This window comes from Micromonospora sp. NPDC003241 (assembly GCF_053589795.1).
The window spans coordinates 47,630-68,819 of sequence record NZ_JBSFSO010000014.1 but is presented as its reverse complement, the minus strand read 5'-3'; the positions used below and the strand labels follow the sequence as shown (position 1 = coordinate 68,819).

Below are 21,190 nucleotides of genomic sequence, written 5' to 3'. Positions count from 1 at the left end.
CGTAGTTGCTCGTGGTGGCTAGCCATGTGCCGTCCGGGGCGATGGCGCATCCGGTTACTCGGTCGGTGTGGCCGCGCAGGGTGTAGTTGATGGTGCCGGCTTGGGGGTTCCATATGCGGGCTGTTCCGTCGTTGCTCGTGGTGGCTAGCCATGTGCCGTCCGGGGCGATGGCGCATCCGGTCGCTCGGTCGGTGTGGCCGCGCAAAACATCGCGGACCGTACCTGTCTCAGTGTCCCGAATGCGGACCGTGCCGTCGTCACAAGTGGTGGCCAACCAGCTGCCATCAGGAGCAACGGCGCATCTGATCACCCACTCGGTATGGCCGTACATGGCATGTCGCACATTTCCGGAAGCTGTATCCCAGATGCGATTAGTCCGGTCGTAGCTCGTGGTAGCCAACCAACTGCCATCTGGGGCGACGGCGCACCCAGTTACCCGGTTGGTGTGACCGCGCAGAACGTGTTTGACGACGCCGAGTTCCGGTTGCCATATACGGGCCGTGCCATCGTCGCTGGCGGTAGCCAACCAGCTGCCATCAGGAGTGATTGTGCAGCTCGTCACCCTGTTGGTGTGACCACGCAGTATATGCCGCACGGCGCCCGACTTCGCATCCCAGACGCGAACCGTGCTGTCCCAGCTGGCGGTAGCCAACCAGCTACCGTCGCGGGTAATCGCACATTCGGTTACTCGATCAGTGTGGCCATGTAGAACGTGGCGCAAAGTTCCGGAAGCGTCCCAAACTCGGACCGTACTGTCCCAGCTGGCGGTAGCCAACCAACTGCCGTCAGGGGAAATAGCACACTTGGTTACCCGGTTAGTGTGACCGCGAAGAACGTGGCGCACGCTGCCGAGGACCGGGTCCCAAATGCGGGCCGTGCCATCGTCGCTGGTGGTGGCCAACCAGCTGCCATCGGGTGCAATGGCGCAACTAGTCACTCGATCAGCATGGCCACGCAGGATGTGGCGCAGTGTGCCGAAGGCCGGGTCCCAGATACGCGCCGTGCCGTCATCGCTAGCGGTAACCAGCCAACTGCCATCGGGAGCGATGGCGCACCCGACCACCCAGTCAATGTGACCAATCAAATCTTGGCGTACGGTGCCGGAGGCCGAATCCCAGATATGGGCTGTCCCGTCAGCGCAAGCGGTGACCAGCCAGCTGCCGTCGGTCGCGATGGCACAGCAGCTCACACGGTCAGTATGTCCATACAGCGTGTGCCACAGCTCGCCTGTGGCTGTGTCCCAGATGCGGGCAGTATCGTTCCAGCTGGTGGTCACTAACCAGCTGCCGCCTGGGGCGATGGCGAAACCCGTTACTGCGTCGGTGTGGCCGGACATAGCTCGACGCAGCGCTGGGTGCGGCCGGTCTGGTGGCGGCCATGCGGCCGTCAAGTGTGAGCCAGGGGTCCTGCTGGCGTCGTAGCGCTCGACAAACTCTTGAAGATCCTCAATGGCGGCGAGTCGGCTCATCAAGGTATCAGCGATGGCGGTCTCTGGTTCTATAGGTGTAAATAAATGAGCGTTCTGCTGAAGGACTCGACGCAGCACGACCGCAGTCGGATCAGCGAGCAAGGCGAGGTCGGAATCGACAGAGGTGATGCCTGCATGGCGTATCTGGGCTTCGATCCACCGTAGGTCTGTAGCCAGGCCGTTGAGTTCGTCAGTCTGGCCGGCCTCGGCTAGGTGCTGGGCTAAGTGGCTCCAGAGGTAGTCGGGCTGGTCGGGTAGCTGCCACCAGGGGGTGGGTGTCTCGGTGTTGATCTCAGACAAAAGCAAGCGAGCGGCAGCGACGAGTGCGGTATGAATCGCAGGAAGACGGTTGCCCGACTTCTGTCGAAGGTAGGCGCGAATGACGTCGTGGAGCCGTAAGCGCTTGTTCGTAGGGTCGGTAACGAGACTGAGATCGGCGAGCGCGTCACAAAGTCGATCGGTTTCGGTTCGTGCGAGCCCGCCGGTTTCTGCCCACAGTATCGCCAGCATGTCACGGGGGATGTCGATGTCTTCGGCAAAGATGCCGAGTTCCATGTAGCGGTCTTTTTGCGATTCGGTAAGTAGGTCCATGCTGGCGGCGATGCTGGCCGCGACAGCCTGGTCACGGCTGCTTTGATCGCCTAGGTCCAGGCTCGTTGGCCCATCGGCGCGGAGACGCTCGACCAGTCCAGCGACGGCATCCGAAGGTGTGGCACCGCGCTTGATGTTGTTAGCGAGGTGGCGATGAGCGAGGCTCAGCAGCAGCGGCCATCTCCCAGTGAGCGCGATCAGTTCAGTCATCTCTTGCTCAGGCGGGATCGATTGCCCGCCGGTCAAGAGCGTCCTGGCCTGGTCGTAACTGAGCTCATCCACTAAGATCGCCGTTCGTTGGGCAGGCGCAGGAAGAACACTACTGCGGCGGGTCGTCACGAGGCGCATGCAGCTGTTGGTTCCGCCGTTGAGAAAGGGCCGTAGCTGCTCAGGCCGCCAAACGTCGTCGATTACTAGCAGAACGCTAGGCCGGCGATCGAGCTCGGCTCCCAATCGGAGCCCCGCTTGCTCCGGGTCTGTCAGCGCAGGTCGTTCACCAGTGAGTTGATAATGTACATCGAGGATCCTCTCTGCAAGTGCAGCACCCTCTACGTGCTCACCAATTGTTACCCAGGCGCCCTCGCGAAATCGAGATCGGACCGCGGGATCTGAACATACCAGTTTGGCCAGGGCGGTTTTGCCGAATCCGCCGGCACCATTCAAGCCGGACATGGCTACGGTGCCGGCCTCGGCTTGAGTCAGCCGCTCAAGTAGTTGACTAGCCAGTTCGGGGCGGGCAACGAGTCCAGCGTCGGGCCTTGGTATCGTCCAGTTGCTACCGCTAGCCGGTGCGAGCAGGTCCTCGGCCCGCACCTCTTTGAGCCGGTCGCGGATGGACGTGATTGCAGCAGCTATGGCTGCGGCGACGGTGACAGCGCCCGCAGTCGCAGCAAGATGCCAGCGGTAATCGAACATGTCGAAGGAATTCGTGGTTACATTCAGAAGCGCATTGACGGTTGCCAACCAAATTACGCCACTGAAGGTCCACAGACCTACGAGCCAGGGTCGCTTTCTCAACCGTGCCTCCGCCTCAGATTTGTTTATAGGGTATCGAGTCGGCGCAAGGTGTGCCGAGAGGAGGAGTCCGCAGGTCCGCATCGACGTCCATGATCCAAAGCTCTTCACTGTGATCTTGGCGTTCGCCGGTTTGGGTGGGGGCCGGATCACGACGTCGTGACTAGGCTCGCAGCCCGTCATCTGGATCGACGAGGTTGCTTGATCACCTTGATCGAGCGACACGCCGAACGGGACACCCAGTGGCTCACCCTGGGGGTCGGAGCAGGACTGAAGTTTCTCGCCCACCATGCACGCGACCGGGCGGCGGCCGGAGGGCTTGCAACCGTCCGAGCCGCTATTTGGCCCCGGCCAGAGTTACGACCTGGCCTATGAGCCAAGAACCAATCACGTTGGTGTCCAACGTTGGCTGGCCTAACGAGCCGATTGGTCCCGATGCCGTCACGGAGCAGCCATACGCCGACACAGTCGCCGACATCGATGACCTCTGCACCGGAGGTAGCGGCCTTGTAGCGACGACGCACCGCCTCGCCAGCGAACTGTTCCAAGCGTTCGGAGCACCTGAGGTAGCACAGGTCACTGCAGAAGGAGCAATCCGCATCCGGCATTGGCATCGGTCCGGCCAGGCAGAAATTACTCGTTGGGCCGAGGCGTCGGGCGTTCCAGTGCTCACGGAGACGCTGGGCTGATTCCGACAACAGCGCAGTCCTGAGGAGGGCCGAGCCGGATGGCCGAGTGGCGAGGCCACTATCGCGCGGCGAGACTCCTCCGCCCGGAGGTACGCCACCCCGTGCACCAGCGCGTCGAGCCGGTCTGGGGAGTCCCCGGACTCAGACGTCCATGTCGTCTGCTGATCCTCCAGCAGCGGGAACGTGCCGACGTGGTGCACCCGGGGTGGCTCGACCTCGTACCGGGCGGCGACCGGCTCGGCGCGTACCCGCTTCGACTGGCGGGCCTGCACCACGTCGATCGGCGGATCACCGCCCGGCAGCAGCCCCTCTGCCTGCATGGCCACCCAGGCGTCGACCAGAATGTCCCGCAGCCACGCCGACGACCCCTCGTAGATCACAACGTCGGCGTCGACGGCGCACGCCGACCGAGTGTCGCGGCACCATTGGACACGCCCTCGCCGGCGCTACGAAACGCGGCCGACAGCGGCCGCCCCTTGAACCGCTGAATGTCACGCCACGCCGCAAGCTCGTACTCTGAGGGCTCCGCAATGCCGCCCAGGTTGGTTTGCGTTGGGCGCCGTGGATGGTGCACAATCTTGCCGGGCCGGACGGCGGCCTTATCCAGGCACCGCGCTGCCCCGTTGATGCGATGCCGCATGGAAGAACCTTCCGATCGCTGGGAACGTTTAGCATCCGTGCGCCCGTTGGGCGCTTGATCGGTTGTCGAATGGTCTTTGGGGCAGCAGGCGATTCGGGAACGGATCATGCGATGACCCAGGATTGGGCTTCAACGAAAGCCGGCCGCCGGATTCACTACACTGGGGAGCCCTTCCAGCACGCGTTGAATGACCTACGCCGCTGCGGGCCCGGCGGAGCGATCATCCCGGCTGCGGCTGGGGAGCAGGCTGTCGCCGAGTCGATGGTGATGGAACTGCTGTGCCGCGGCGGCGAATGGTGGCCACAACCGCTGGGCGTCACCGCTGCCTATATCAGCGGCACCTCGCTGTTGCTGAAACTCGGCTCACACACACTGGTCGGCACGGGTCGGCATCTAATGCTCAGCGACCACGCTATGCAGGTCCTCCTGCCGGTCAAGCAGCCGGCTACACGGGAGGTCGAGGGCATTCCAGGACTGCGAGTGGAAGCCATCCGTGATGAAAGCGCCGAGGTGTGTTTGGCCAGCACGAGCGGCGATGTCCGCCTGATCCTTCGCGGAGTGCTCGGCACGCGGTGGGCCGATGCGATACGCGCCGCGGCCGACGCCGCCCTGCTCGCCAAAACAGTGCCCCTCTGGGAGCAGAACTCCCTGGACGAGGCCGAACGAGAGGGCCGGCGATCTCACCGGAGGCGCCATGAGGGCGGCGTAGGTCTGGCGTGGCTTGGCTCCGGCCTCCTGCGGCGTATCGCCCTGTTCGGCAACTCCAGCGCGTACTCGATCAGGGCGTGGATCAGTGAGGGCCGCTGGCATTTGCACCTCTACACCAGCAGGAGCGTTGCCGACCATCGGGTCCGTCACGACGAGTTCCTCGCCCGGCTCATCGACGACGATTGCGGCCTACCCCTTGTGGTGACTCGGCAGCGCTGCTCGTGTGACCGAGCCGTTTCTGGGTCTGACGGTGACCTCGACTGTGTCTTTGAGCTGCAGCATCGCGACCGCCGGACCCTTGGAGCTCTTCACCTCACGTGTCGATGGGAGGACACCAGCCACGTCGACTTCGCCGAGACACTGCGTCGGGTCGGAGCCGGCTCCCATTGGATCGAGCGGGTGCTGCCCCCGCCCGGTGGTCCGGCGGCTCCTGATCGCCACGAGCTTGCCCGCGGTCGCGCCCGGTGCACCGGCGAGACCGCACCTCAAGCTCTTCGGGCAATGTCGACGCCGGTGGGCAGGCATGTCATTCTTCCAGCCGGCTCTGCACAGGCACAGCTTGAGTCGCTGCTTCTGAGCGAGATCGGTAGCGGAGGCGTGGACCACGCCGGCTGGCGGCCAGGCGAACCGGCGTTGATGATCAGCAAAGTTGTGGGCGATCATGATTCGCTGACCCTGCACGTGCCGCCTCGCCACCTGCCGAAGTTCATCAACCGCAGCCTGCCATGGCACATCGACGATGGCTCCGAGATCTTCGGCATCACCGGCCTGCGCTGCAAGATCAGCGGTAGTGGCGTGACTCTCTACCGACTCGGCCTTCCCGGGCGGATCGACCTGCCAGGCATAACCAAGAAGCAGTGGCGGGTCGCTGTCGTGCTTGCCAGTAGCAAGGTCCGTGAGACCAGCAGCACCGCCATCCCTTGCTGGACCCACGACCCCTATGACTTCACTCCACAGGAGAAAGAGGCGCTGCAGAAGCAACGTTACGAGTATGCACATGACGGACCGGTACTCCCTGACGGCCTTCACGAGCTCATGTCGGCCGTCCTGCGACGGTTGCGGATACTCGACTCCGACCCTCGTCACACCGGCGTGAGCCTCTGGACAACCCCGTACACGACGGTGCCGACAGTCAACATTGAATGGGGTACCGCGCCCAGTCTCGACACCGTCGCGGCAGCGTTTCAAGACCCCTTCCTCGGGATCCCCGGCCTCACCATGTCCGACAGCCCATACTCCACACGCGTCAATCTTCGCCAGGACCAAGGCGCGATGCTGTGCCTCCGCTTCAGCGCCGCCGGCTTCTGGAACAGCGAACGGGCCGACCTGTCCAACCAGCGCCGAGCGGTCCGCAATCAGCAGATGCCTTCCATCAACGAAGACGCGGAGGGCGGCTGGTGAGCGTCACCCTCGCGACAGTGGTAGCCGTGTCCGTACCGTTCTTCGCCAGTGTCACATGCATAGCCTTGTATGCATTGAGAGGCGCAACTCCGGCTGAGCGCGCCGCGATCCTGCGTGCCTTGGCACAGTTGACCAGCGCGATGCTGGCCCGGTCGCCGCGTCACTCAAGGCGAACTTCAGCGCAAAGCAATAGCCAGGACGCGTGAATAGAGGTCGCGTCCAGCGCCCGGCGGCCGCAACCCAGTTACGTAGCCGCGTCTGCTTGAGCCACTACGACCGCGACGTGCATGCGACAAGGCGACATGGTCACGGCAGCTCAAAGTCAACCCGGTACGGGTGCACAGCGACGTCCGGAATGATCACGTGTATGGACATCGGCAAGACCGAGCACACCGTCTTGATCGATCGACTGTAACGCTGCCTGCCGCGCGGTCAGCGGCAGATCAGTGAGGGCATCGAGTGTTATATGGAAGAGCTATGCCAGTACGGGTTGCGGGTTCCCGTGTCCCACCCTCAGGCTGGGGCATACAGCTGTACGCGTCTACTGGACGAGCCGTTTTCGGGGACCGTCGAGGCCCGGAAGCCCCCAGCCCGTGGTTTTGAGCGGCTCATCGTCCCGGCCAGTCCGTTGGCCAGGCATAAAGGCTCGGAAGGGCTCACCATCTGCCGGCCGAATCTTCATGGTTCTTCCCGCACCGCGACCCGCTTCAAGTTCAGCCAGCAGGCCCAACCGATCGGCGATCTCGATTTGTGTATGAAAGTATGTGATAGTCCCCAGTTCTAGGCGCATGCCGAAAATCTCCATCTGGACATCGGCGGTTACCCTTATAGTCGAGGTCTCCCGGTTGAGTAGGCACCGAAGGGTATCGTCTACCGTTCCGTTCAGGGTTGTCGTGTAGCTGTCCATCGTGCGCATCACCACGCAATGTCCCTCGATGAGTAGCCGGGCGATCCTGAGGTCGATGCGATCTGCGGCGGAGATCTTGTCTGGGATTGGGAAGTATGCTCGGCAGTGGCGCTGGACGACGTCCAGGTCATCTGCCAGCATCTCGGTGATTCGAAGCAGTCGGCGTTCCTCGTCGTCGACCGCGGATGGGGCGTCGCGATTGAATTTGCCGAGACGTTGTCCGTCGAACTCAAACTCGATCGAGGCGCTGTCCTGCAGGCTGCGGTACAGCGCGATCGTCTGCAGGACCGTGGCGGGCATGGCACCGGTAAACCTGAAGCTTCCATCCATATGGCTCTGATGGTCGCTGCCGATGAGCATTTGGATGATGGCGGTGTTTTCGAATTTCAATGTCAGCGAGTTGCCGAGATGGCCCCTCCCGACCCGCCCCACGGTGCCCTGAAAAGAGGCGATGGGCTGGCCGTCGCTGGCATGCGCAGTCAGTCGTGCTGTCACCTCATGGTCCGTCGGCAGCTCAGCCGGAACCGCCTCAATCTCCAGGTGACCACTGGGCGCAGCCAACCAAGGCGGCCCGGTGTAGGTGAGGTTCCGCGTAACCTCGGGCGGAAGGATCAGCCGCTCGGCGCTGCCGAATCCGATAACCCGTCGCAAGACCGGTCGCAGGTCGGCGTGCTCGGGCCCAAGCGCATCGTCACTGATTGTTAAACCCATCGGTGAGACGACATGTGCATGCGGGTGCTTCGCCTGGATCCGGTGCACAATCGCGTCGCCATCCATCACCGTCCTGACAGCCCAGTGAGGGTCCAGTGTGTCGGCGACGCGAGCAAGCGCTCGGGTTCGTGCGGATAGATCGGCTAGTCCGCCCGCAAGGATCGCCTGCTCCTGCTGGAAGACTTTGGCAGCTTCGCGAAGCTGATCCCTGTTGAAGTAATCCACAAGGTCGGTATGCCTGGCGAACCAGTTGTCGAGCTCGGCCCTCCCCAGAATTTGAACCTTGAGATTCAGGTGCTCCACACCGAGCTCGTGGACGAATCGCTCCTCGCCGGGAGTCGGATTCGTTGGAATCACCAAGATCCACTCGTGGGGTCGATGTGCCATGGCTTCGCGAAACGAGTTGACGATCTGCCTGCGCTGTGTTCGGCGTTCGGTTCCGAATCCGTCTCGGAAGTACTTCAACTGGAAGATGCGGAGACGTTGTCCCTGTTGGACGACGACGTCACGACCGCCGTCGCCACCCCGGCCGTCGTAAACCCGCACTTTGTCGTCCGGGCCGCTGTACAGCCGACAGATTAGAGCCTCGACCCGCAGATCGAACTCCGGCTGGCTGAGGTGGTCCCAGTTGATGGAATTGGTGCCTCCCAATCGCCTCTCCGTCTTCTTCTCACGCACCAAGTGGGGTCAACGGCACTGATCGTTGCGGAACCCACGAGTACAGCTAGCCTCCAGTGGCCTAATGCCTACCAGGTGACCGGAACTCTCGTCCAACATGCCCTGATCAGGTGCACTGCCATCGGCAAATCCGCGCACTGAGGAGACGGCCGGGCTCAGCAACAGCATCACCCAACGTCACCGACTCGATCACCGCCAGGCCAGGCGGCGGGTCGCTGGACGTGGACGGAACTCGATGCCGGTGTGCCTGCAGCCGCGTCCACCTTTGCACTCGGCGCTGTACGCCGACAACAGGAGGCCGGTCAGGTGCGAGTTGAGTCCGCCGCTTTCATCATCACGTCGCGGGCCTGCACGTGGCGGCATCGGGTGTCCCGCAGCTGCGTCACTGCGTCGTGCAGATACGCCGCTACCCGAGGCGAGTCGACGGTTCTGGTCAGGTCCAACGCGTGATCCAATGGCTCGCATGCGGCCACCGGATCTCCCGCGTGCAGCCGGGCGGTGGCCAGGTCGCAGAGAGCAAGTAGTCGGTCCCTCGGGTACGCGCTGTTCGCGGTGGTCGCTCGTTGTGTGAGGTGGGCGGCAGCGTGGTCGGGGTGGTGTAACGCCAACCATGCGCGGCCGGTTGCCCCGTCGATGGCTGCCGGTGTCAGCCACTGCGACCACCACGGCTGATCGCCCCGGCGGGCATTGTCGAGGAGTTCGTGGGCACGCGCGCTTGCGCGTCCGACGGCATCGACGTCCCCTCGACGCCCGGCGATGGTGATCTCTCGCTGTGCGATCACCGCGCCCACTCGGCTCGGCAGCGCCTCTGAGCGGGTGGAGGCGATCGCGATCAACGTGGCGGCTTCGGTGTGGTGGCCCAGCCAGGACTCCTGGTAGGCGGTCGAGGCGAGCAGGTTCGCCGTGGCGTGCTGCAAGGCCGGGTCCGTGCTCGCCTCGCGGGCGACCCGCAGCCCGGTCAGATAGACCCGTTGGGCTCGCGCGTGTTGGGCGGCGTCGAACAGCATCCAGCCGTACGTCTCGGACATCTCGATGTAGAGGCGGTGCAGGTGCCGCCCTTCGGTGTCACCGTAGGAACATCGTGTGACGATCTGGCCGAGGAGTCTCCACAGTCCGCCCGCCCACAGCAGCGCCGGCCTGCTGCCCTCGGTGTCGTCCAGCTCGCGGCTGCGCCGCACCGACGCCTCAATGTCGGCCAGCAACGTCGTGGACACGCGGTCACCATCGAGCGCCGGCCTGAGGCCGTCCGCACCGGGCAGCAGGAGGTCCAGGGCGCACGCCGTCACCGACGATCCGGTCAGCAACACGAACCTGCGGCGTTCCATGTCGTCTCCCTGACTGGCCAGCAGCTCCCCGGCGGACAGCGTGTAGAGGTCGTCGAAGGCGTGCGACCGCTGGGCAGGTTTGTCCCAGCCTAGGTCCGCAGGTGTGAGCCGCACACCTCGATGCAGACGCAGAACCGTGATGATGTCGGCCGAGACCGCCGCCGACGGTCGGTGGCCCTGCACCCATTTGTATGCACTCTTGGGGTGCAAGGCCGCTGCTCCGCGTCGCCGCCGCACCTCGTTGATCCTGGCGATTAGCTGCTCCGGACTCCACCCGAGCGCTGCCAGGTGCGTTCGCAGCGGCGATTCCCGCTGTGCGGTCACTATTCTTCCCGGTCGCTCTTGGTGCCTGCATTCGTGCCGTGGCCTCCGGCGCTGGCGTCGGCAGAGTCGGCAGCGGAGTGGCGGGTCGGGCAGGAGCGGGCTGGTGCGGTGGGATCGAGATGGGCCGGGTCAGGCGGCAGTCGCAGGGCTGCGTTCGCCAGTCGGGCGATGATCATCATGATCTCGGGCAGATACCAGCCCACCAGGCCGCAGACGATGAGTACAGCGGCTGTGCTGACGCCGCCGCGTGGCGACGTGAGGAGATCCGGTGCCACCACATGCAGGGCGGTGGCGGTCACCACGTAAATGACCGCGCCTGCGATCAGCGAGATCGGCGTGTAGACGAACACGATGACCACGATCGGATGCGCCACACGGATCACCCGGACAGCCGCTGATTCCGATTCCGCTGGTGCCGAGATCCCCATCATCGTCAACCGCCCTTGCCGGACGGTGCTGTCGGGAATGTCAGGGTGGCGGTGATGAGGCGGTGGTCGGACGGCGGCGGGTCGGTGTGGGGTAGGTGGACGTGGTAGCTGTCGGGGATGACGTGCGGAAGCATGGCGGTGTTGGCGAGGAGCCAGTCGATGAGCAGGCCGCCGCCGACGTGGTCCTTATCGTTGACGGTGGGCAGCAGCTCAGTGTCCGGGTTGGTATGCCAGGCGAGGTCGGCCAGGGCGTGGAAGCCGCATCCGTCGTCGCGTTGTCGGGTGTGGGGGTTCCAGCGGCCGATGAGGTGGTCGACGGCGTCGGTGTCGGCGGTCCAGGTGCCGTCGGGTAGGCGTCGGCCTTTCTGGGCGCGGGTGCGGTGGTCGGCGGCGGTCCAGTCTCGCTGGGGGAGGTGGTCGCCGCTGGCGGTGGAGTTGAGGTCCCCGCCGATGATGACGGGTCGGCGGGCGGTGCCGTAGCGGTCGAGGAGCGCGGCTTGGTGGCGGCGGCGGATGCCGCAGTGGGGTGTCCAGTGGGTGACGGCCGCGGCGAACTCAGCGCGGTCGGTGTCGACGTCGGCGGTGTCGGTGACGGCGAAGACCGCGATGTTGCGCTTGTCGGGGAACAGGTGCGGGTCACCGGCCTCAGGCCAGCTTCGGAGGGTCAGCACGGTGGGGTCGTAGATGATCGCCGACGGCATGGGGCTGTCGGGATCGTGTCCGAGCAGACCGACGTAGCGGGTGTGGAACCGGTCGGCGAGCAGCTCGGCCGCCTGGTGCAAGGGTCGGCTCCCGTCCTCCCGCCAGTACTTCGCCTCATTGAGCAGCAGCAACGCGGGGGCGTGTTCGACGGTATGGAACGCGTCAACGAGCAGTCGCAGATCTCGCCCCTGACCTTGCCGGCGTAGGCCGCCGGCCTCGAAGTTCAACAGAGCGATCTCCACACGGGTCATGGCTACTCCGATGACGGAAGTCGGTGCGGTGAGGTGGTACGTGGCCGGTCGAGAGGAGTCGTCCTCATACGGCGGGCGGCCCTAGTGAGGGGGCCGGCTGTCTCCGTGGGGGCGGTGCGGGGTGAGGTTCGGCGGGGTCGCTCTGGTGGGCCGTGTCGCTGTGGCCGTGGGTTCGACCGTTTCGGCTCGCGGTGACCTGGTGTACGCCGGTCCAGCCGCTGGCGACTTCCCATTGCATGCCGATTGCGTCGAGGGCGGCGATCCTGTCCTGCGAGAGTTTGCCGTCGCGTCGTGCGAGACGCTGATGGGTGATCCATCTCGATAGATCGACGCCGCCTTCACGGTGGCCTCGGCGTGGGTGGAGGTGTCTTTCGCGCTCGTAGAAGGCTTTGGCGGTGGCCAGGGTGCGGTCCCAGGTGGCGTCGAGGATTGACCATTGCATGCCGAGTGCTTCCAGGCTGCGGATGGTGTCGGCGTCGAGGCGCCCGAGTCGGTGGTCGGTGCGGCGACTACCGAGCCAGGCGTAGAGGTTGACGCCGTTGACGATCAAGCCGTACGGCACCTGGATATGGCCATGGGCGGCGTGGAATTGCTGGAGGGCGGCGAAGCACTCTTGAGGGGTTCGGCGGTTGGTGGTCCAGTTGATCCCGAGGTCGGTGAGGGCGGTGACCCGGTCGGGAGCCAGGGTGTTCTTGCGGTGGTAGCCGCGTTGTTGTCGTAGCCATAGGGCGAGGTCGAGTCCGTCGACCACGTATCCGGTGGGAACGTCCAGGTGACCGTGTTCGGCGTGGAACGCGGTCGCGGCGGCGATGCCCCTTTCCCAGGCGCGCCTCGCCGGTGTGAAGTCGAAGCCGATCTCGTTCAGGTACTGGACCCGATCTTGTGGAAGCCGGCTTGCCTGGTACTCGACACGCTGCCACGCGACCCAGCGGTCCAGTCGTATGCCGTGGCGTACGTGTCCGGTGGGAACCCTCATGTGTCCGTGGTCAGCGTGGAACGCCGTCAGCGCGGCATAGCCGACGAGCCACTGCGAGGTGATCTCCTCCAGAACTCGCACGGTGAGTGTCCGCAGCAGGTCGTCGGAGGCATAGCCGTCGGGCAGGCGGACGAGCAGACGCGGCGGTAGCTCCGCGGCGACACCGCTCGACATCTTGGTCCGTTGAGTGTCGAGGTCAGTGGCCAGCCCGTTGTCGTGTGCGCGCAGGGCGCGCAGGATCTGAAGGAGGGTGGTCCATCCGGTCAGGTCTGCGGCGAGATCGCGGGCGGCTTCGTCCGGGTCGTCCGGCAGCAGGACCGGCAGGAGAACGGTGGCGATACCGGATCCGGCCCGGTTACGGCGCAATGCCCGGCCCACGGTTTGGATGACGTCGGGCTCGGACTCCTTCGGGGCGGTGAACACCACGGCGTCCACGGCGGGCACGTCGACGCCCTCCCCAAGGCACCGGGCGTTGGAGATCACCGTCCAGCCGTCGGCGGGCGGGTCCGCGAGGCTAGCCAGATGCAGCTCCCGCTGGGCCAGCGTCTGGGTGCCATCCACATGCCCGACCGTCAGGCGGCCCTTGGGACGATCCTGTTCCGGCAGGGAGGCCACCGCAGCCGGCAGAGTACGAGAGAACTCTTTGGACTGCGCCACCCGTTGGGTGAACACCAACACCCGACGAAGGCCGAACTCGGCGGCGGCGCGGACAAGAGCGGTCTGCACCACCGCGGTGCGCAGCGGCGCCGCGCCGGCACGCACGACCGCCCGGGGATCGAGCCGCCGCAGGGTCGCCAGCGCCTCCGCGGAGGCGATACCCACCACGACGATGCGGTAGTCGTCGAGCCAGCCGTCAGCGATCGCGTTCGCGAACGGGTAACTGTAGTGGACCGGCCCGAACACCTTCGCGTCGTCCATCGACAGGACGTCCTCACCGCCGCCGCCCGCGCGACGACGAGTACCGAGGACCCGGGGCGTCGCGGTCATATACAGCCGCCGCGTAGCCGGCAGGTGCTCGTCCCGGTGCACCAACGCGACATGCTTGCCGGGCCATCCCGCCGTATGGTGCGCCTCATCGATGACCAACAAATCGGCGACGGCGTCGGCCTTGTGCAGTCCTTCGCCCACTACACCGGCAGAGGCATGCGTGACCAGGATCAGCCGCATGCGCGTGCTCGGCGTGCGCCGCACCCAGTCGGCGATCTCCCTCGGCCGGGTGGTGACCGGACACTGAAGGTCCGCCACCCGCACCGCAGCATCCGCGACGGTCTCATCACTACACACCGCGAGGACCTGCGCCCCCATCCCGGCGGCGGCCCACACCGCCAAGGTCTGCGCCAGCAGCGGCAGCGACGGGCACGCCACCACCACCAGCCCGGCCGGGCACAGCCGCGCAGCGGTATGCACCGCGACCAGCGATTTTCCGGTGCCGCAGGCGGCCCGGAACTGGCCGCGACCACCGGCGGACTGCCCCCGCACGATCGCCTCGACAGCCTCCCGCTGATAGTCGCGAAGCACTGGCAGCCGCTCGACCAGCCGCGCGCCCGTCACCTCAGCCCCTTCGTCAGTCGCAGGGCCGCGCTCGCCAGTCGGGCGATGATCACCATGATCTCGTGCAGGTACCAGCCCACCAGACCGCAGACGATCAACACCGCAGCCGTGACGACACCGCCGCGTGCCGGCGCGGGAAGATCCGGTGCCACCACATGCAGGGCGGTGGCAGTCACCACGTAGGTGACACCGCCGATGACCACCGAGATCGGCGTGTGCACGAACACGATGACCACCATCAGATGCGCAACACAGATCACACGGGCAGCCGCTAATTCCGACCTCGCTGGTTCCGGAAGCCTCACGGCCGTCACACGCCGTCGCGGGACGGCGCGGTGGACGACGTCAATGTGGCACCGGCCCGCGTCGTGGTGTCACGAGGCGCGCGGCGGCGCAACGGATGCAGGGGCAGGCCGTCGGCGACCGTCATCGCGTCGCCGGGCTCATAACCGTTGCGAGCGAACAGGCGCTGCCCGGCCGCGAGCGTCACGGTCCAGCAGGGCATGGTGACGTGATCGATACGGTGGTGCATGGCCGCCAGCAGAGCCTGGCCCCGCCCGGTGCCTTGAAACGGTGGACGGACGGCGAGGTAGGCGAGGTGGTGGTGGGCCTCGTCGGGTTGAGCGGCAGCGAGCAGATCATGCACCGCCACGAAGCGGTCGACGGGCGGGCCGGCGGCCTCGGCGAGACGCACGGTGTAGTCGGCCGGAGGCGGCAGCGGACCGTACCGGCGTAAGCAGACGCTCGCGGCGCTGAAGTCGTCGACGAGATGGACCTCGCCGTAGAACATGGCGTGCTCTACCCAAATCGCGGCGACGGCGGCCAGGACACCGGCCCGTTGCGCATCGTCGGGCACCAGCCACACGGCGAGCGGGCTGGGATGCAACGCCTCGGCGATCACCTCGGCGGCTTCAGCCCTTTCGGTCCATCTGGCGGCCCTGATCCGGTACCCCACCTCGTTCTCCTTCGCTGTCGTCGGTCCGCCGGGAGACGGCGTGCTGGTGTGGGTGGCCGGCGGCAGCGCAACGGGGGCGGTCCGCTGCCGCCGGCCGGGAGACCAGCCGTCGCCTGCTGCTCGGGTCCAGGTTCGGCGGCTGGCCACGTCTTCACCTCTCACCTGACGGCGGGTGGTGTGACGGTGTCGGTGCTGTGGCCTCGCATCAGGATGAGCACCTGCGAGAACAGGCCCGGCCGGATGCCGCTGACGCGCTCGTGCGCGGCGAGCAACTCCCCCGTACTCGGGTCGATGACCAGCACCGTGGTAGACCCCTCGGCGGTGACACGGAACGCCAGACCGGCGCGCCCGGCGAGGTCGGTTGTCGGGCCGCCGTAGGTGATGCCGGGAATCCGTGCGAGCACACGCAGTGCCGTGGCCCGCTGGGAGCGGTCGAGGTGTTGGCTGGTGGCCAGGCCGATGACACCGCCAGCGAGCAGTCTCGGATAGGCGGGCTCGCCGACGAGCTCGGCTGGCACCAACAGCCTGGCCAACCGTGCTGAGTCGGCCGGGACCGGCTCAGAGAGGTACGGGTGCAGATCTCCCGCCCGGTGGCGGCGCGTGGTCGGGGCGGCGTGATCGAACAGGGCCCGCTCACCGGGTCGGGGTCGGTGCTCCACACCCGCCAGGGCCGGCGCCCGACGGATGACCTCACGGCCGGATCCGTCCGCGTGCCGCCACCGTCGGACGTCGCTGCGGACGATTCTGTTCGTCGCGCGGGCCCAGGTTTGGAGGTGCAGGTAGGTGTAGGGCAGTCCGGCGGTGGTGTCGTCGGGTGTCGCGCCGATGGTGGTGGCGAGCAGCTCCAGGCGTTGCTGCGCGGTCAGACCGGCGGTGGTGGCGGCCGTGGGTGGGAAGGTGGCCGGCTGCGGTGACGGCGGCGGGGTGGTGTCCGGTCCTACGGGTGCGGTGCCGTTGTTCTGGCATGCGGTGAGCAGGACGAGGCTGCCGCCGAGTAGCGCGGTGAGCAGGCGGCGGGCCGGGAGGATCAGGTGGGTCATGGTGGTCGTGCCTCAGGTGCGCTCGCGGGCGTGGATGACCCGGGATTCGTAGCGGCCCAGTAGTACGCGGGGGTCGGTCATGAGGCGGGCGAATCGGTCCGCGTCCGCGTCCGTGATGTCCAGGTGGGGGCGCAGGTGGGTGACGATGTCGGCGTGCAGTCGGCATCCGGGGCCGGCGCCGGTCCAGGTTTCGGTGCCGATGTGGATGCAGTGCTCCGCCAGGCCGTGGCTCATGAGCAGAGCGCCAGGGTCGGCGGTCCAGGTCGCACCGTGCGGGCCGGTGAGGGCGTGGTGGACCTGCTGCATCACGGTGTGGATCAGGGTGCCGGCCTCGTCGTCGGGGGCCCGGTGGATCCGGGGCGGGGTGGGGGTGATGTCGGCGAGGACGAGCCACCCGCCGGGACATAGGCGGACGATCATCTGCTCGATGACGTCTGCGGGGTCGTGCAGGGTGCCGTGGGGCCAGCGGGCGACGATGTGGTCGTACCTGGCGGCCTGGCCGGGCAGGAGGTCCCGGTTCGGGTCGCGTCGCTGGACGTCGATGACGGGGGTGCCGGTGAGGCGGCTGGTGTCGGCGTCGACGGCGGTGACGGATCCGTAGCGGCCGACGAGTTCGGCGAGGCGGGCGGTGATCTCGCCGGCACCGGCGCCGATCTCCAGCACCCGTTGGTTGGTTTTGATGTCGAGGCGGTCCAGGACCGTGTCGATGCAGGGGTTGAGCAGTTGTTGCGGCGGGCTGGAATGGGTCGGCAGCGTGGTTGTCATGGCGTTCCTCCTGTGATGGGTGATGCCGGCGGCATCAGGTGCGGACATTGGTCGTAGCGGGGCGGCGGTTTGCCGCTGCGGCGTGGCGGTGACGGTGGTTCTCCCGGTCATGGCTGGTAGACCGCAGCGGCGGGTACCGGGGGCCGCCAGCGCAGCTCCACGCGGTGAGGTGTGTGGACGAGGGCGTGGTCGACCATGCGGAGCAGGTGCTGACGCAGGTCCGCCCGAGTCGACTGGTGCCACCGGTGGTAGGTGATGAAGGGCCGTTCGGTGGCGGTGCGACGGTCGTACGCGGCGGCGTGCCCCACGACAAGGGCCTCCAGGTGCTGCGCGTCGTAGAGGGTGAAGCAGAAGCAGACGTAGAAGCGTCGGCGTGCGCAGGTGTGGGGCTGGAGACGCTGCCAGCAGGTGGTGCAGCGGGCCAGGTCGGTGAGTAGCCACAGGCTGGTGTCGTCGTCGGTCACGGCGTCACCGGCCCGAGGTCGGTGGTGGGTGGGGTGGTTGGCGACGGTGTTCGGGTCAGCGTCGCCAACCACCCGCCGCCACCCGCAGCGCGGTGTGCGGTGCGGGCGGTGGTGTCCACCGGGCGCGGCCGGGCCGTCGCGCCGGGCGGACGGTGGCGAGGCACGGGGGTGACCTCGCCGAGCCGGTGATGATCGCGGGTCCCGGTCATGACTGCGTCGGTGTGGTGGTCGGGACGGTGAGCAGGTCGTGTAGGTCGGTGGGGTACTCGCGGATGTCGGCCGTGACGACGTGGCGGACGACGCGAGCACGGTCCAGGACGGCGATGTCATGCGCGACCTGGCAGGCCAGGGCGAGGTTCTGCTCGGCGAGCAGAACGGCGGTGCCCTCGTAGGCGAGGCCGGTGATGATCGCGGCGAGCTGCCCGACCACGGCGGGGGCAAGTCCCTCGGACGGCTCGTCGAGCAGCAGCACGTCGGGGGCCGCGAGTAGCGCGCGGGCCAGGGCGAGCATCTGCTGCTCGCCGCCGGAGAGCTGGTGGGGCCGGTGATGGCGTCGCTCGGCCAGGGCGGGGAACAGGTCGAGTACCTGCCGGGCGTCAACGGCCCTGGTGCGGGTGGGCTGCGGTCGAGGCAGCGCGAGGTGCTCATCGACGGTAAGTCCGGCGAACAGACGGCGGCCTTGAGGGACCATGCCGAGGCCGGCGCGGGCGCGACGGCGGGTGTCGCACCCGGCCAGGTCCTGCCCGTGCAGGACGATGTCGGTGCCCGGCCCGGCGGGGTGCATGCCGGCGATGGTGTTGATCAGGGTGGTTTTGCCGGCGCCGTTGCGGCCGACGACCGCGGTCACCCGCCCGGCCGGCACGTCGAGGGTGATGTCGGTGAGCACCGGCGCGCCGGTGTAGCCGGCGCTCAGGTTGCGTACGCGCAGGACCGGCGTCCCCGTCACGGCGGCATCCATGGCGGAGGTGGGGCTGGTGGGGGCGTCGGTGCCGAGGTAGGCACGGCGTACGTCGGGGTGTTCGCGGATCGCTGCGGGGGTGCCGGTGGTGATGTGCTGGCCGTGGTGCAGGACGGTGATGGTGTCGCAGGTGGCGGCGACGAAGTCGAGGTTGTGGTCGACCAGCAGCACCGTGATGTCAGCCGGCAGGGCACGGATCAGTGCGGTGAGGTCGGTGATCTCGCTCGTGGAGAGGCCGGCGGACGGTTCGTCGAGCAGGAGCAGGCGGGGTCGGGCGGCGAGCGCGACGGCGATCTCCAGGCGGCGTTGGTCGCCGTAGGCGAGCTGGCCGGCGGGCCGGTCGGCGTGCGCGGTGAGGCCGACCTGGGCCAGCGCCTCGTGTGCGGCGGCCATTGCGCGCGAATCGGTGCGTAGGCCGGCCAGGCGCTGGCCGGGAACCGCGAGCAGCACGTTCTGTAGGGCGGTGAGCGGGCGGGCCAGTGCCGGGTGTTGCCAGGTGCGGGCGATCCCGGCCCGGGCCCGGCGGTACGCCGGCCAGCGTCCGATGTCGTGTCCGGCGTAGTGGATGCGGCCGGAGGTGGGGCGCAGGGTGCCGGCGATGAGGTGCAGCAGCGTGGACTTGCCGGCACCGTTGGGGCCGATGACCGCATGCCGGGCCCCGGGCCGCAGGTCGACGCTGACGTCGTCGACGGCCCGTCGGGCGCCGTAGGAGCGGCTGACGGTCTCCAGGCGGAGGAGCGCGCTGGTCATGGCCGCCTCCTCGGGAATCGGATGGTGAGGCCGGTGAGGCGGTGCCGGGGCATGTAGGCCAGCAGGAGGAAAGCCAGGCCGAGCAGGGTGGGTCCGTGGCCGCCGAGCAGGCCGCCGACCCAGTCCCGGGCGGCCACGAGGAGGATCGCTGCGGCACAGGCGCCGGTCATGCTGCCGGATCCGATGAGCGCGGCAGCGAGGGCGAGGGCGGAGACGCCCATTGCCGCGTCGGCGGGCGAGACGTACCGGGTGACCGCGATGGCCAGTGCTCCGGCCGCCCCGGCGATTCCCCCGGCGATCGTGTAGGCGGCGAGCAGCAGCCGACCGGTGTGCTGCCCGGCTGCCTGCACCCGGGGTTCGTGGGCGGCGATGCCGCGCAGCAGCAGGGCGAAGCGGGTCCGGACGACAACGGCGACGGCCGCGCCGATGAGCAGGGTGCAGGCCAACACGTAGAGATACACCCAGCCGGGCCGCACCATCGCCGACAGGCCGGGCAGCGCCACGACGGGCGGGGCGTGGACACCTTCGCTGCCGCCCGGCGCCCACTGGTTCGCAGCAGCATGGATGAGCTCGCCCAGACCGACGGTGACCATGAGGAACGTGGTCCCCCGTGCCCGCACCGCCAAGACGCCGGTCACGGCTGCCGCGACCGCCCCGGCGGCGGCAGCCGCGAGCACCTGGACCGGGCCGAGGCTGGTCAGTGTGGCGACGCTCGCTGCGGTGTAGGCGCCGACGACCAGGTAGGCGGCCTGGCCCAGCGGCGCGAGCCCGGCGAGCCCGGCCAGGAGTTGGGCGCTCATCGCGAGGACGGCCATGACCAGTGCGGTGGCGGCAAGCGAGACGAGGTAGGCGTTGACCAGCCACGGCAACGCCACCGCCGCCGCCAGACCCACCACCCCGGCAGTGGGCAGGCTCCATAACGGCAGGCGACCCGGGCGACGGGTCGGGGTTCCCGTGGGGACGGATGTGGGAGTGAGGGTGCTGGTCATGCGAGCCGTCCCGGGAGTGCGGTGCGCTGCCGGATGGTGAGCGCGGCGAGCATGGCGGCAGCGAGCAGGAACGCCGCAGCGCCAGGAACGAGGGCGACGCCGAGGGTGAGGGCCTGTCCGACGCCGAGTGCGGCGAGCAGCGCGCCGCGGATGCTGCCGAGTCCACCGACGACGCAGACGATCAGCGAGTACACCAGGATCGTGGTGTCCACCCCTGGTGCCGGGCCGATGACCGGGGCCCCGAGCACCCCGGCGGTCACGGCGAGGACTCCCCCACCGACCATCACCCCGGTCCGGACGATGCCGGTGCGTAGGCCGGTGGCGGCGGCCATGCCCGAGTCGGCGACCACCGCACGGACGACCGCTCCGATGCGGGACCGCTCGACGAGCCAGAACAGCCCCACCACCACCGCGAGGCCGACGGCGATGAAGCCCAGCCGGTAGACCGGGTACTGGTAGTCGCCCAGGCTGACCGACCCGGCGACCGCCCGGGGCGGGTCGACCATGCGCGGCTCGGCGCCGAACACGGTGCTGAATTGGTCGGCGGCGATGTAGGCGATACCGAGGGTCGCCAGCACCTGGTCCAGGGGCCGATCGGTCAGCGGGCGCACCGCGGCGGCAAGGCCCGCTCCCCCGAGGACGCCCACCGCCACGGCGACGGCCAGGGCGAGGGCGAGGCCGGTCCAGGCGTCGTCGGCGAGGTGCCAGGCGAGGTAGGCGCCGGCGAGGTAGAGGGTGCCGTGGGCCATGGAGAACACCCCGGCCACGCCGACGATCAACGTCAGCCCGGCGGCGATGACGAACAGCAGCAACCCGTACGCGACGCCATCCAACGCGGTGATCGTGTAGGGATTGACGAGCCTGTCCCAGCCCACGACACCCTCCCTTCTTCGTCTCGGGGATCG

17 protein-coding genes are annotated in these 21,190 nt (G+C 67.5%); 2 read left to right on the top strand and 15 right to left on the bottom strand.

What is annotated here, in order from left to right:
* Positions 1-3,022: NB-ARC domain-containing protein (locus ACWDVW_RS14235; RefSeq protein ID WP_449948226.1), on the bottom strand; the 3,022-nt coding region annotated here is incomplete at its 3' end.
* A gap of 923 nt (positions 3,023-3,945) precedes the next feature.
* Between ACWDVW_RS14235 and ACWDVW_RS14230 the strand changes: the two genes are divergently transcribed.
* Positions 3,946-4,137, top strand: coding sequence for a hypothetical protein (locus ACWDVW_RS14230; protein ID WP_327038082.1), 192 nt, complete (start codon positions 3,946-3,948; stop codon positions 4,135-4,137).
* Between the two features lies 1 nt (position 4,138).
* Here the strand turns inward: ACWDVW_RS14230 and ACWDVW_RS14225 are convergent, their stop codons facing one another.
* Positions 4,139-4,402, bottom strand: coding sequence for a hypothetical protein (locus ACWDVW_RS14225; RefSeq protein ID WP_449948223.1), 264 nt, complete (start codon positions 4,400-4,402; stop codon positions 4,139-4,141).
* 111 nt (positions 4,403-4,513) lie between these two features.
* On the opposite strand from ACWDVW_RS14225, the gene ACWDVW_RS14220 reads away from it, so the two are divergent.
* Positions 4,514-6,511, top strand: a complete 1,998-nt coding sequence (locus ACWDVW_RS14220; protein ID WP_449948220.1) for a hypothetical protein — start codon at positions 4,514-4,516, stop codon at positions 6,509-6,511.
* 541 nt (positions 6,512-7,052) lie between these two features.
* Here ACWDVW_RS14220 and ACWDVW_RS14215 read toward each other — a convergent pair.
* The 13 genes from ACWDVW_RS14215 to ACWDVW_RS14155 all read right to left on the bottom strand — a co-directional run bounded on the left by ACWDVW_RS14215 (position 7,053) and on the right by ACWDVW_RS14155 (position 21,160).
* Positions 7,053-8,807, bottom strand: coding sequence for a hypothetical protein (locus ACWDVW_RS14215; RefSeq protein ID WP_449948218.1), 1,755 nt, complete (start codon positions 8,805-8,807; stop codon positions 7,053-7,055).
* A gap of 302 nt (positions 8,808-9,109) precedes the next feature.
* Positions 9,110-10,456: a hypothetical protein gene (locus ACWDVW_RS14210; RefSeq protein ID WP_449948215.1), complete on the bottom strand. Its 1,347-nt coding sequence runs from the start codon at positions 10,454-10,456 to the stop codon at positions 9,110-9,112.
* Positions 10,456-10,830, bottom strand: a complete 375-nt coding sequence (locus ACWDVW_RS14205) for a hypothetical protein (RefSeq protein ID WP_449948211.1) — start codon at positions 10,828-10,830, stop codon at positions 10,456-10,458. The genes ACWDVW_RS14210 and ACWDVW_RS14205 overlap by 1 nt, the downstream gene beginning before the upstream one ends.
* 59 nt (positions 10,831-10,889) lie before the next feature.
* Positions 10,890-11,837 carry an endonuclease/exonuclease/phosphatase family protein gene (locus ACWDVW_RS14200; protein ID WP_449948208.1) on the bottom strand — a complete coding sequence of 316 codons (948 nt, stop codon included), beginning with the start codon at positions 11,835-11,837 and terminating at the stop codon, positions 10,890-10,892.
* Positions 11,838-11,901: 64 nt separating this feature from the next.
* Positions 11,902-14,364: a Helicase associated domain protein gene (locus ACWDVW_RS14195; protein ID WP_449948205.1), complete on the bottom strand. Its 2,463-nt coding sequence runs from the start codon at positions 14,362-14,364 to the stop codon at positions 11,902-11,904.
* Positions 14,361-14,600 carry a hypothetical protein gene (locus tag ACWDVW_RS14190; RefSeq protein ID WP_449948203.1) on the bottom strand — a complete coding sequence of 80 codons (240 nt, stop codon included), beginning with the start codon at positions 14,598-14,600 and terminating at the stop codon, positions 14,361-14,363. The genes ACWDVW_RS14195 and ACWDVW_RS14190 overlap by 4 nt, the downstream gene beginning before the upstream one ends.
* Before the next feature lie 74 nt (positions 14,601-14,674).
* Positions 14,675-15,319: a GNAT family N-acetyltransferase gene (locus ACWDVW_RS14185; protein WP_449948200.1), complete on the bottom strand. Its 645-nt coding sequence runs from the start codon at positions 15,317-15,319 to the stop codon at positions 14,675-14,677.
* Positions 15,320-15,477: 158 nt separating this feature from the next.
* Positions 15,478-16,359, bottom strand: coding sequence for a hypothetical protein (locus ACWDVW_RS14180; RefSeq protein WP_449948197.1), 882 nt, complete (start codon positions 16,357-16,359; stop codon positions 15,478-15,480).
* 12 nt (positions 16,360-16,371) lie between these two features.
* The gene (locus ACWDVW_RS14175; RefSeq protein WP_449948195.1) at positions 16,372-17,124 is read right to left on the bottom strand and encodes a class I SAM-dependent methyltransferase; all 753 of its coding nucleotides are present in this window, start codon (positions 17,122-17,124) and stop codon (positions 16,372-16,374) included.
* A 107-nt stretch (positions 17,125-17,231) separates the two neighbouring features.
* Positions 17,232-17,660, bottom strand: coding sequence for a hypothetical protein (locus ACWDVW_RS14170; RefSeq protein WP_449948193.1), 429 nt, complete (start codon positions 17,658-17,660; stop codon positions 17,232-17,234).
* Positions 17,661-17,793: 133 nt separating this feature from the next.
* Complete coding sequence (locus ACWDVW_RS14165; protein WP_449948190.1) at positions 17,794-19,296, bottom strand: ATP-binding cassette domain-containing protein; 1,503 nt, start codon at positions 19,294-19,296, stop codon at positions 17,794-17,796.
* Positions 19,293-20,285, bottom strand: coding sequence for an ABC transporter permease subunit (locus ACWDVW_RS14160; protein WP_449948186.1), 993 nt, complete (start codon positions 20,283-20,285; stop codon positions 19,293-19,295). Before ACWDVW_RS14160 ends, ACWDVW_RS14165 begins: the two co-directional genes overlap by 4 nt.
* Positions 20,282-21,160 carry a branched-chain amino acid ABC transporter permease gene (locus tag ACWDVW_RS14155; protein ID WP_449948183.1) on the bottom strand — a complete coding sequence of 293 codons (879 nt, stop codon included), beginning with the start codon at positions 21,158-21,160 and terminating at the stop codon, positions 20,282-20,284. Before ACWDVW_RS14155 ends, ACWDVW_RS14160 begins: the two co-directional genes overlap by 4 nt.
* Positions 21,161-21,190: the final 30 nt, after the last annotated feature.

Coding starts and splice junctions, on each gene's coding strand:
- ACWDVW_RS14180 (WP_449948197.1), bottom strand. CDS start 16,359: ATGACCCACCTGATCCTCCCGGCCCGCCGCCTGCTCACCGCGCTACTC.
- ACWDVW_RS14175 (WP_449948195.1), bottom strand. CDS start 17,124: ATGACAACCACGCTGCCGACCCATTCCAGCCCGCCGCAACAACTGCTC.
- ACWDVW_RS14225 (WP_449948223.1), bottom strand. CDS start 4,402: ATGCGGCATCGCATCAACGGGGCAGCGCGGTGCCTGGATAAGGCCGCC.
- ACWDVW_RS14165 (WP_449948190.1), bottom strand. CDS start 19,296: ATGACCAGCGCGCTCCTCCGCCTGGAGACCGTCAGCCGCTCCTACGGC.
- ACWDVW_RS14200 (WP_449948208.1), bottom strand. CDS start 11,837: ATGACCCGTGTGGAGATCGCTCTGTTGAACTTCGAGGCCGGCGGCCTA.
- ACWDVW_RS14220 (WP_449948220.1), top strand. CDS start 4,514: ATGACCCAGGATTGGGCTTCAACGAAAGCCGGCCGCCGGATTCACTAC.
- ACWDVW_RS14160 (WP_449948186.1), bottom strand. CDS start 20,285: ATGACCAGCACCCTCACTCCCACATCCGTCCCCACGGGAACCCCGACC.